The organism is Micromonospora globispora (assembly GCF_003857015.1).
Classification (GTDB): domain Bacteria; phylum Actinomycetota; class Actinomycetes; order Mycobacteriales; family Micromonosporaceae; genus Micromonospora; species Micromonospora globispora.
Genome location: NZ_QGGF01000268.1, coordinates 23,061 through 33,820, shown reverse-complemented (window position 1 = coordinate 33,820; position 10,760 = coordinate 23,061). Strand labels below are relative to the sequence as shown.

Annotated in this window: 9 protein-coding genes and 2 pseudogenes; 6 read left to right on the top strand and 5 right to left on the bottom strand. The window is 72.8% G+C overall.

The window, feature by feature from the left end; translation table 11 throughout:
- Positions 1 to 53 precede the first annotated feature (53 nt).
- A pseudogene (locus DKL51_RS12690) lies at positions 54 to 1,088 on the bottom strand (GTPase); the annotation flags it as partial.
- A gap of 109 nt (positions 1,089 to 1,197) precedes the next feature.
- Positions 1,198 to 3,041 (bottom strand): annotated as a pseudogene (locus DKL51_RS12685) (ABC transporter).
- A 208-nt stretch (positions 3,042 to 3,249) separates the two neighbouring features.
- Between DKL51_RS12685 and dnaK the strand changes: the two are divergent.
- The 6 genes from dnaK (at position 3,250) to DKL51_RS37455 (ending at position 8,362) form a co-directional block, all read left to right on the top strand.
- Positions 3,250 to 5,103, top strand: coding sequence for a molecular chaperone DnaK (dnaK, locus tag DKL51_RS12680; RefSeq protein WP_109965130.1), 1,854 nt, complete (start codon positions 3,250 to 3,252; stop codon positions 5,101 to 5,103).
- 47 nt (positions 5,104 to 5,150) lie between these two features.
- Positions 5,151 to 5,912 (top strand): nucleotide exchange factor GrpE, encoded by a 762-nt coding sequence (gene grpE, locus DKL51_RS12675; RefSeq protein ID WP_109965131.1) that lies wholly within the window; start codon positions 5,151 to 5,153, stop codon positions 5,910 to 5,912.
- 80 nt (positions 5,913 to 5,992) lie between these two features.
- Complete coding sequence (dnaJ, locus tag DKL51_RS12670; protein WP_109943889.1) at positions 5,993 to 7,177, top strand: molecular chaperone DnaJ; 1,185 nt, start codon at positions 5,993 to 5,995, stop codon at positions 7,175 to 7,177.
- A 30-nt stretch (positions 7,178 to 7,207) separates the two neighbouring features.
- Entirely contained in the window at positions 7,208 to 7,648 is a 441-nt protein-coding gene (locus DKL51_RS12665; RefSeq protein WP_109943888.1) for a heat shock protein transcriptional repressor HspR, read from the top strand.
- 132 nt (positions 7,649 to 7,780) lie between these two features.
- Entirely contained in the window at positions 7,781 to 7,990 is a 210-nt protein-coding gene (locus DKL51_RS12660; protein ID WP_124812064.1) for a hypothetical protein, read from the top strand.
- Between the two features lie 99 nt (positions 7,991 to 8,089).
- Positions 8,090 to 8,362 (top strand): zinc finger domain-containing protein, encoded by a 273-nt coding sequence (locus tag DKL51_RS37455; RefSeq protein WP_109943886.1) that lies wholly within the window; start codon positions 8,090 to 8,092, stop codon positions 8,360 to 8,362.
- An 80-nt stretch (positions 8,363 to 8,442) separates the two neighbouring features.
- Here the strand turns inward: DKL51_RS37455 and DKL51_RS12655 are convergent, their stop codons facing one another.
- From DKL51_RS12655 to DKL51_RS12645, 3 genes are all read right to left on the bottom strand, one after another.
- Positions 8,443 to 8,874: a hypothetical protein gene (locus DKL51_RS12655; RefSeq protein ID WP_109965132.1), complete on the bottom strand. Its 432-nt coding sequence runs from the start codon at positions 8,872 to 8,874 to the stop codon at positions 8,443 to 8,445.
- 171 nt (positions 8,875 to 9,045) lie between these two features.
- Positions 9,046 to 10,254, bottom strand: a complete 1,209-nt coding sequence (locus tag DKL51_RS12650) for a cation:proton antiporter (RefSeq protein WP_109943884.1) — start codon at positions 10,252 to 10,254, stop codon at positions 9,046 to 9,048.
- 5 nt (positions 10,255 to 10,259) lie between these two features.
- Entirely contained in the window at positions 10,260 to 10,760 is a 501-nt protein-coding gene (locus tag DKL51_RS12645) for a cation:proton antiporter regulatory subunit (RefSeq protein ID WP_109943883.1), read from the bottom strand.

The following is a 10,760-nucleotide window of genomic DNA, read 5'->3' as shown; positions in this document are numbered from 1 at the left end:
GATCGTCGGCAGCGTCAGATGTTTATACGAGCCAGCTCCGCCGGCTGCACCTGCCGGCGCAGCGGGTCCGGGCGCAGCTTCCGCCAGCCCCGCACCAGCGGCCAGCCGGTCGTCCCGCCCGCCCGGTGCCGGTACGCGGACTCCACCGCCTCCGCCACCGCGGGCACCCCGGCCGCCCCCGCCAGCGCCCGGGTCAGCTCCCGGGACGACGCCTCGTCCGGCCCGGTACGCGGTGGCTCGGCGGCCACCAGCGGTTGCAGCTCGGCCACCACGGCGTCCACGTCGCCGGCCAGCCGCCGCAGCGCGGCCTGCCGCTCGGCGACCGTACGCTCCAGCGCGGCCCGCAGGCCGTCCAGGCCGGCCGGGTCGACCGCGACGGTGGGCAGCAGCGGCACCCCGCCCAGCCCGTCCACGTCGAGCAGCCGGCGCAGGTCGTCCAGGACCCGCGGCAGCTCGGCCGGGGGCAGCCGGTCGGCCTGGTTGAGCACGACCACCGTCACGTCCCGGTGCCGGTGGAACTCGCGCAGGTAGCCGGTGTGGATCACCCGGTCGGCGTACTTCTGCGGGTCGACCACCCAGACCACCAGGTCGACCAGGCCGAGCAGCCGGTCCACCTCGAGCCGGTGGGTCCGCTGCACCGAGTCGAAGTCGGGGAGGTCCAGCAGGACCAGGCCGTGCAGGCCGGACTCGTCGTCGCCGTCCAGCGGGCTCTCCCGGACGAACCGGTGCCGGGGCAGCACCCCGATCCAGTCGAGCAGCCGGCTGGCGCCGTCGAGCGGACCCCAGACGCAGGCGTGCGCCACGCCGGTCGTGGGCCGGCGGACGCCGACCGGGGAGAGGTCCATCCGGGCCAGGGCGTTGAACAGGCTCGACTTGCCGCTGCCGGTGGCCCCGGCCAGGGCGACCACGGTGTGGTCCCGGGAGAGTGCGAGGCGGGTGCCGGCCCGCTCGACCACGGTGTGCGCGGCGACCAGTTGGTTGTCGGGCACCTGGCCGTCCACCGCGCCGAGGAAGCGTCGGACCGCGTCCAGGCGGGCGATCAGGGCGTCCGGGTCGACCCGCTGGTCACCCCGGAACGCCTCCCGCATCCGACCGGCGATGTTGCTCACCGGAGCCCGCCTTCAGTCGCGGCCGCCCGGCGCGCACGCGCCACCCGGGGTCCCCGGCGAGCCGCGCGGGAACGCTCGCTCCGCCCGCTCACCGGCGACCGCCCCGGTTGCCGGGGTCCGGCAGGACCGGCCCGTTGGGACGGGACAGGCCGCTGCGGTGGCGGGCGGCCTCCACCTGGCCCGCGGCCCGGCGCAGCGCGGCGCCGGTCTCGCGGCCGGCCGGGCCTCGGCCGTCCGGGCGAGGTAGCGGGCCGCTTCCTGGTCGAGGAGCGCGCCGACCCGGTCGAGCAGGTCTGCCCGGGCCGTGTTGGCCAGGTTGCGCACCGCCTGGTCGCCGAAGATCGCCTGGAGGACCGCCTGCGCCGCGACGGTGGTGCCCGCGCCGGTGGCCACCTCCAGACCGGTGGGGATGAACGCGGTCGACGCGAAGACGGCGATCATCACGGCCAGCCCGGTCGCGTTCACCGCGTAGGCAGCCGTCCGGGCCACGAAACGGCGGTCGCCGCCCTCGACGCGGACCAGCTCCAGCACCCCGCGCTGCCAGTCGCGGACCAGCCGCTCGGCGCGCTCCGGCAGGTCGTCGGAGGAGTGGGCGAGCGCGGGGTCGAGCAGGGCGGCCCCGGCCGGGTGCGCCTTCCACCCGGTGTACGCGTTCTCCGCCGCCTCGGCGGCCACCCCGCGCAGCAGTGTGACCAGCTGCGATTCGATCGCGTCGCGCAGTTCGGCGGCGGGTGCCGTACGCCCGGTCACCGCGGCGATCAGCCGGTCCCGCAGGCGGCCGATCCGCGCCTCCAGGGTGCGGAACAGCTCACCGGTGCCGACGAACTCCTGCCACCGGGCCAGCACCTCGCCGCGGAGCAGCCGGCCGTCCTTCAGCCCCTGATCGACGGTCCGCTGCGCCCCCCGGTACGCCGCGCGGACCCGCTCGTCGAGCGCGTCGGCGGCGGCCACCTCCTCGTCGGCGGCGTCGGCGAGCCCTTCGACGGTCGGCTGCAGGGCGGCCAGCGCGCCGTCCAGGGTCTGCCGGACGACGGCGGCCCGGGCGTCGGCGTCCGCGGCGAGCCGGGCGAACCAGGCGCTCAGCGGGGCGGTGACCTTGTCGGGGAGCAGCCCCTGGCCGTCGACCCAGGTCTCGGGCAGTACGAAGAGCGGTGCGGCGCCGAGATCCTGGGCGGCGAGCATCTCCGACAGGTGGGCGGCGATCTCGTCGACCGCCTCCGGCGGGACCCGGTCGAGGACCATGGCGATCACCGCGCCCCGGGCGCGGGCGCTGCGCAGCAGTTCCCAGGGGACCGCGTCGGCGTACCGGGCGGCGGTGGTGACGAAGAGCCAGAGGTCGGCGGCGGCCAGGAGCTGCCCGGCGAGGGCCCGGTTGGCGTCCACCACCGAGTCGATGTCCGGCGCGTCGAGGAAGGCCAGCCCGGCCGGGAGCGCGGGCGCGGTCACCAGGTGCAGGGTGCCCGGGTGCTCGCTCGGCTCGTTGGTCCGGGTGAGGCCGGGTAGCAGGTCGCCCTGGCGGAACCAGGCCGCGTCGGCCGGGTTGCAGACGAGGACCGGGGAGCGGGTGGTGGGGCGGAGCACCCCGGCGGCGCTGACTCGCGCCTGGACCAAGCTGTTGACCAGGGTCGACTTGCCGGCGCCGGTGGAGCCGCCGACCACGACCAGCAGCGGCGCGTCGAGCCGGGCCAGCCGGGGCAGGAGGTAGTCGTCGAGCTGGTCGGTGAGCCCGGCGGCGGTGCGCCGGGCCGGCTCGGCCGAGGGCAGGGTCAGCGGGAAACGGGCCGCGCCGATCGCCGCCCGCAGGCCGGCGAGCGCGGCGGGCAGTCCCTCCGCGGCGGTGGCGGGCAGGTCCTCCCCGGCGTCCGGCGGACCGGTGCGGGCTGCGACGGCGGGCGCGCCGGAATGGGTGGCGGGATCGCCGTGCGTCGTCACCGCTAAAGCGTGCCCGACCGATGCAAGGGAAGACAACCGGACGGTAATAACGGTCGGGTTGCGTCGGGTCGGCTCAACCTCGACTTGCGGTTTACCGGGGGCGTGGCACTATTGAGTCAAGTTCACTCAACTTGGGCTGTGGTCGCTGCGGGCGACCCGCCGGGCAGGCCCAACGACCTGCTCATCGTTATGAAGCGAGGAAGCGAACATGGCACGTGCGGTCGGCATCGACCTCGGCACGACGAACTCCTGCGTCAGCGTTCTCGAGGGCGGTGAGCCCACCGTCATCGCCAACGCTGAGGGCTCGCGGACGACGCCCTCGATCGTCGCGTTCGCCCGCAATGGCGAGGTGCTCGTCGGTGAGGTCGCCAAGCGTCAGGCGGTCACCAACCCGGACCGGACCATCCGTTCGGTCAAGCGGGAGATCGGCACCAACTGGACCGTTGACATCGACGGCAAGAAGTACACCCCGCAGGAGATCTCGGCCCGGACGCTGATGAAGCTCAAGCGGGACGCCGAGGCGTACCTGGGCGAGCAGATCACCGACGCGGTGATCACCGTCCCCGCCTACTTCAACGACGGCCAGCGCCAGGCCACCAAGGAGGCCGGTGAGATCGCCGGCTTCAACGTGCTGCGGATCGTGAACGAGCCGACCGCGGCCGCCCTGGCGTACGGCCTCGACAAGGGTTCCAAGGAGCAGACCGTCCTGGTCTTCGACCTGGGTGGCGGCACCTTCGACGTCTCCCTGCTGGAGCTCGCCGAGGGCGTCATCGAGGTCAAGTCGACCAGCGGTGACAACCACCTCGGTGGTGACGACTGGGACCAGCGGATCATCGACCACCTGGTGAAGACCTTCCGTGGCGAGCACGGCATCGACCTGTCCCAGGACAAGATGGCGATGCAGCGGCTCAAGGAGGCCGCCGAGAAGGCGAAGATCGAGCTCTCCGCCGCCACCACCACCAACATCAACCTGCCGTACATCACCGCCGGTTCGGCGGGCCCGCTGCACCTGGACGTGACGCTCAGCCGCGCCGAGTTCCAGCGGATGACGCAGGACCTGCTGGACCGCTGCAAGGGCCCGTTCGAGCAGGCCGTGAAGGACGCCGGGATCAAGGTCTCCGACGTCGACCACGTGATCCTGGTGGGCGGCTCGACCCGGATGCCGGCCGTGACGGACCTGGTCAAGCAGCTCACCGGCAAGGAGCCGAACAAGGGCGTCAACCCGGACGAGGTCGTCGCCGTCGGCGCCGCCCTGCAGGCCGGTGTGCTGAAGGGTGAGGTCAAGGACGTCCTGCTGCTCGACGTGACCCCGCTGAGCCTGGGCATCGAGACCAAGGGCGGCATCTTCACCAAGCTGATCGAGCGCAACACCACCATCCCGACCAAGCGCTCCGAGGTCTTCACCACGGCGGACGACAATCAGCCGTCGGTGCTGATCCAGGTCTTCCAGGGTGAGCGGGAGATCGCGGCCTACAACAAGAAGCTCGGCACCTTCGAGCTGACCGGCCTCCCGCCGGCGCCGCGTGGCGTGCCGCAGATCGAGGTCACGTTCGACATCGACGCCAACGGCATCGTCAACGTGCACGCCAAGGACCTGGGCACCGGCAAGGAGCAGAAGATGACGATCACCGGCGGCTCCTCGCTGCCGAAGGACGACATCGAGCGGATGCGCCGGGACGCCGAGGAGCACGCCGAGGAGGACAAGCGTCGGCGTGAGGAGGCGGAGACCCGCAACCTGGCCGAGGCGCTCCAGTGGCAGACCGAGAAGTTCCTCGCCGAGAGCGGCGACAAGCTGCCCAGCGAGAACCGCGAGCAGCTCAACGAGGCCCTCGGCGACCTGCGCAGCGCCCTTGGCGGCCAGGACATCGAGAAGATCAAGGCCGCGCACGAGCGGCTCGCGCAGGTCTCCCAGCAGGCCGGTTCGCTGCTCTACTCGCAGCAGCAGGCCGAGCAGGGGGAGCCGGGTGCGGCCGGGCCGGGCGCCGGTGCGACCGGTGGCGCGCAGGCCGGTGGCCCCGAGGACGTGGTCGACGCGGAGATCGTGGACGAGGACAAGAAGTGACGATCCGCCCCGCACACGTACTCACGGCAGAGGGATGAGGTAACCGCATGACGGAGAAGCCACGAGCCGCCGACCCGGCCTCCACCGGGTCGGCGCCGGGTGGCTCCGCGACCGCCGGGCAGGCCGCCGGCGACGAGCCGCGGGTCGTCATCCGTGACAAGCGCAAGATCGGCAAGACCGGGGAGCAGCCGGCGAGCACCGACGCGTCGGCCGCCGACGCCGCGGCCGACGCGCCCGCCGAGGGGCTGGTCGAGGAGGCCGAGGTCGTCGTCGACGAGATCGAGGTCGACGCCGAGGACCAGGTCTCCGGCCCGCCGGTGGTCGACGCCCCGGCCCAGGCGGCCGAGGAGGCCGCCCCGACGGCTGCGCCGCTCGGCGCCGAGCTGGAGGCGCTCCGCGCCGAGCTGGACGAGCGGACGCGGGACCTGCAGCGGGTGTCGGCGGAGTACGCCAACTACCGCAAGCGGGTGGACCGGGACCGCAGCCTGGTCCAGGAGCAGGCGACCGGCTCGGTGCTGGCCGCGCTGCTGCCGATCCTCGACGACCTGGACCGGGCCCGCGAGCACGGTGACCTGGTGGGCCCGTTCGGCACGGTGGCCGAGCAGCTCACCACGGCGCTGGGCAAGTTCGGCCTGACCGCGTTCGGCGAGCAGGGCGACCCGTTCGACCCGACCCGGCACGAGGCGGTGGCCCACCAGACCTCCGCCGACGTGACGGAACCGACCTGCGTGCAGGTCATGCGCCGGGGTTACCAGCTCGGCGAGCGGCTGCTGCGGCCGGCTCTGGTCGCGGTCGCCGACCCGGAGTAAGTGCAGACCCGTGACGTCCCGCCCGCCCACACCGGGCGGGCGGGACGACCCGGGCAGGTCCCGTGGAAGGGGGTGGACCGGTGAGTTCCAAGGACTGGATCGAGAAGGACTACTACGCCGTGCTGGGCGTGGAGAAGTCCGCCTCCTCCGACGACATCAAGAAGGCGTACCGGAAGCTGGCCCGGGAATCCCACCCGGACCACAACCCCGGTGACCCGAAGGCCGAGGAGCGGTTCAAGGCCGTCTCGGAGGCGTACGGGGTGCTCGGCGACGACAAGAAGCGCCGCGAGTACGACGAGATGCGCTCGCTGTTCGGCTCGGGTGCGTTCCGGCGCAACGCCCGCACTGGAGGCCAGCCCGGCGGCGTGCCGTTCGACGTCTCCGACCTGTTCGGCGGCGCGGCCGGCGGCGCTGACACCCGATTCGGCGGGGGCGGCTTCACCGACCTGTTCAGCACGATCTTCTCGGGCGGCGGTGCCGGCGGTCCGGCCCGTCCCCGCGGCCCGGCGCGCGGCCGGGACGTGGAGGCGGAGGTGGCCCTCGACTTCACCGACGCGGTACGCGGGGTGACCCTCCCGCTGACGCTGCGCGCTCCCGGCGTCTGCGACACCTGCCACGGCAGCGGGGCGAAGCCCGGCACTCAGCCGGTCAGCTGCCCGGTCTGCCACGGCGCCGGGGTGACCACGCGCAACCAGGGGTCGTTCAGCTTCTCCGAGCCCTGCCGGAACTGCCAGGGCGTGGGCACGGTCGTCGAGGAGAAGTGCCCGGAGTGCCACGGCACCGGCGGGGTCACCAAGACCCGCACGCTGAACGTCCGCTTCCCCGCCGGGGTGGCCGACGGGCAGCGGATCCGGCTGGCAGGCCGGGGCGAGCCGGGTGAGCGGGGCGGACCGGCGGGCGATCTCTTCGTCCAGGTGAAGGTCCGCCCGGACGAGCTGTTCGGGCGTACCGGGGACGATCTGACCCTGACCGTTCCGATCACGTTCGCGGAGGCGGTGCTCGGCACGGACCTGCGGGTGCCGACCCTGGACGGCACGGTGACCCTCCGGGTCCCACCGGGTACGCCGAGCGGTCGGGTGCTGCGGGCCCGGGGTAAGGGTGTGGTGCGCAAGGACGGTCGGGCCGGTGACCTGCTGGTCACCCTCGACGTGGTGGTGCCGGCGAAGGTGTCGGACGAGGCGCGGGCGGCGCTGGAGGCGTTCGCGGAGCAGACCCCGCCCGCCGCGCGGGAACATCTCGACGTGCGGGTGCGTCGCTTCAGTTGACCGGTGGAGAGGCTGCGGAGGTGAGCGGGGATGTCGGAGGAGTTCGTCGGCTCGGGTGACCCTGCCTACGAAGCCAAGGTGCTGATGATCTCGGTCGCGGCGCGGATGGCGGGGATGCACCCGCAGACCCTGCGCCAGTACGACCGCCTGGGCCTGGTGCAGGCCGGCCGGGCGGCCGGTGGCGGCCGCCGGTACAGCGTCCGGGACGTGGTGCTGCTCCGCGAGGTGCAGCGGCTCAGCCAGGACGCCGGCATCAACCTGGCCGGGGTCAAGCGCATCATCGGGCTGGAGCGGCTGCTGGAGGAGGCGCAGCAGCGGGTGGCGCGGCTGGAGGCGGAGCTGGACGCCGCGTACCGCCGGATCGCGGAGCTGGAGTCGCTGGGCGGCTTCTCGCGCGGCGATCTGGTGCCCACGAACCGCACCTCGACCGCGCTGGTCGTCTGGCGCCCCCGCCGCACGCCGGACCGCTGATCCACCGAGAACCGAGCCACCACGGCCCGGTCCGCGCCGGAAATCCGGCGCGGACCGGGCCTTTTCGGTTAGCCTGAGAACCAGGTCCAAGCCACTTAAACCGGACCTTTCCGAACTGGCCGGGGGGGAGCCATGGCGGAATTGCCAAAGAAGGTGGCGCAGCAGACCGAGGACAAGCTGGAGCAGGTCGCCGCGAACGTCCGGGGGAAGTTCGAGGAGCTCACCAAGCCGCGTTTCACGGACAAGATCAAGGACGGGCGCTTCCTCGACCAGGTCGACCACGGGATTGACCGGGCCCGGGCCGACGAGAAGCGCAAGGAGCAGGGCGGATCGGTCGAGTGACGATCGGTGGCGCCGACGTGCGGGCCGGGACCCACGGGGGGTCCCGGCCCGTTCGCCGGTGGTACGCGGGCCTAAGTCGTCGTCCTATCGCTTCAGGGGGTGATCGCTGTGTCCGAGCCGTTGGAACTCGCGCGCGACGCGATTCGCAGAGTTCACAAGGCTGCCGTCCGGCACCGGGACGACTCGCTGCACCACGCGGCCAGGGAGATCACTGCCTCCGCCCGTGCCATGGGTTACGAGCTGGGACCGGTCGAGGAGTACCGGCCGTGCCCGGCGTGTGATGCCGAACCAGGGGAGGCTTGCATCACCATGCCGGGTCACCGCTTGGTCGACGGTATTCACCCTGAACGAACCCGGAGCGAGGGCGGCTAGACAAGACTTGGAGCCTCTGGGATCCGCGTGCCTCTGCCCGTGGCGGTACCCGGTATCGGTGCGGAGTGACGCGTGACCGGTCAGCCGAGGCGGCGGTTGTCGCGGACCAGGCCGCCCTCGCACCAGTCGTGGTAGACGAAGAGTTCCGGCCGGGCCAGCAGCATGCGGCTGTTGTGGGCCCAGTTGCGCATCAGCTCGTCACCACCCCGCTCGGCCTGCTCGACCAGCTTGCGGAAGCGGCGCTTGGGGTGGGCCTTGAAGTTCGTCCGGATGCCGTCGGCGGCGTAGATGTAGAGGCAGTGCAGGGCGAACCGGCGCGCCGGACAGTTCTGGTCCATCGCCAGCTCGAAGAGCGTGCCCACCAGATGATCGCCGGCGACCAGCAGATCCCAGTCCGGGGGCATGGAGGTCAGCGGGACCGAGTCCGGGTGGTACGCCCAGGCCCGCAGCTCGTCGGGGGACGGGTCGACGGGGTTGGCAAAGCCGTGGAACGTTGATTCCTGCACGCTCACCGGCCAACCTTCCGCTTCCGCTGGCGGGGCACCGGGCACCCGCGGCCCCTGGCTGCTGGGGCGACACGGTAACGCGGTTTTGTGGAGCGGCGGAAGGGCTGTCCGGAAGCAATTCGGCGACCGTTGGCCGGGCCGGGTCCACCGTACGGCCGACCCGGCCCGCCCTACCCGTCAGTCGGCGACCGGTGCGGGCGCCGGCCGCCGCATCGAAGCGCGTCGGCGCAGCCAGGTCTTGAACCAGGGCAGGTCCGGCAGCCGGGCCAGCATCGGCCCGGTCACCACCGTGACCAGCACATACGCTGTGGCGAGCGCCGCCAGTCGGGGCTCCACCGGCTGGGCGGCGGCGACTGCGAGCCCGGCGATGACGATGGAGAACTCGCCGCGCGGGGTGAGCGCGAAGCCAGCGCGCCAGCGGCCGGGCTCGGCGATTCCCGCCCGCCGGGCGGCCAGGTACCCGGTGAGCAGCTTGGTCCCCATGGTGACCACGGCCAGCGCCAGCGCGGGCAGCAGCACCGGCGGCATGTCCATCGGGTCGGTGACCAGCCCGAAGAACACGAAGAAGACCGCGGCGAAGAGGTCTCGCAGCGGGGAGAGCAGTTCGGTGGCGTGGTGCGCCACCGGCCCGGAGAGCGCGATGCCGACCAGGAACGCGCCGACCGCGGCGGACACCTGGAGCTTGGCCGCGAGGCCGGCGACGAGCAGGGTCAGGCCGAGCACGCCGAGGAGCAGCGCCTCCGGGTCCTTGGCGGAGAGCGCCGAGGAGATGACGTGTCCGTACCGGATGGCGACCGCGAGCACGACGACCACGGTGACGACCGCGGCCGCCAGCGAGATCCCGCCCTTGACCAGGCCGGCGCCGGCCAGCAGCGCGGTGACCAGCGGCAGGTAGAGCGCCATGGCCAGGTCCTCGATCACCAGGACGGAGAGGATCACCGGGGTCTCCCGGTTACCGACCCGGCCCAGGTCGCCGAGGACCTTGGCGATCACTCCGGAGGACGAGACCCAGGTGACGCCGGCCAGCACCACGCCGGCGACCCAGCCCCAGCCGAGCAGGAGCGCGAAGGCGAACCCGGGCAGGGCGTTGAGCGCCGCGTCGATCAGCCCGGCCGGGGCGGCGGAGCGGAGGTTGCCGACCAGCTCGTTGGCGCTGTACTCGAGGCCGAGCATGACCAGCAGCAGGATCACGCCGATCTCCGCGCCGACGGCGAAGAACTCCTCACTGGCGTTCAGCCGCAGCAGGCCGCCGTGGCCGAAGGCGAGACCGGCGAGCAGGTAGAGAGGGATGGGGGAGACGCCGAACCGCCGGCTGAGCCGGCCGAGGAGGCCGAGCAGAAGCAGCAGCGCGCCGACCTCGACGAGCAGTGTGGTGGTTTCGTGCATCCGCCTCAGCCGTCCGGGTCGGTGTCGGCGAGGACGGCGCTCACCCCGTCGAGACCCTGGCGGGTGCCGACCACGACCACCACGTCACCGGCCGCGAACCGGAAGGTGGGGTCCGGCGAGACGATGACCTCGCCGTCCCGCAGTACGGCCACGATGGAGGCCCCGGTCCGGGTACGCGCCCTGGTGTCGCCCAGCTGCCGGTTGACGTACTTGGTGCCGGCCGGGATGACGATCTGCTCGGTGAGCAGCCCGGCGGCCTGCTCCCGCAGCCCGGAGAGCTGCCCGAGCATCAGCGACGCGCCGAGGATGTCGGCGAGCGCCTCGGCCTCGTCGTCGGTCAGCGGGATGTCGGCCTGACAGGCGTCGGGATCGTCGGGGTCGTAGAGGACGAGGTCCCGGCGCCCGTTGCGGTGGGAGACCACACCCAGCCGCCGGCCGGATTCTGTCACCAGATCGTGACGTACGCCGATCCCCGGTAGGGCAGTCTGTTCGACACGTACTCGCAC

What these genes read in the sequence shown, in the direction of transcription:
- dnaK (WP_109965130.1), top strand. Translation starts at nt 3,250, where the DNA reads ATGGCACGTGCGGTCGGCATCGACCTCGGCACGACGAACTCCTGCGTC.
- DKL51_RS12665 (WP_109943888.1), top strand. Translation starts at nt 7,208, where the DNA reads ATGTCGGAGGAGTTCGTCGGCTCGGGTGACCCTGCCTACGAAGCCAAG.
- grpE (WP_109965131.1), top strand. Translation starts at nt 5,151, where the DNA reads ATGACGGAGAAGCCACGAGCCGCCGACCCGGCCTCCACCGGGTCGGCG.
- DKL51_RS12660 (WP_124812064.1), top strand. Translation starts at nt 7,781, where the DNA reads ATGGCGGAATTGCCAAAGAAGGTGGCGCAGCAGACCGAGGACAAGCTG.
- DKL51_RS12650 (WP_109943884.1), bottom strand. Translation starts at nt 10,254, where the DNA reads ATGCACGAAACCACCACACTGCTCGTCGAGGTCGGCGCGCTGCTGCTT.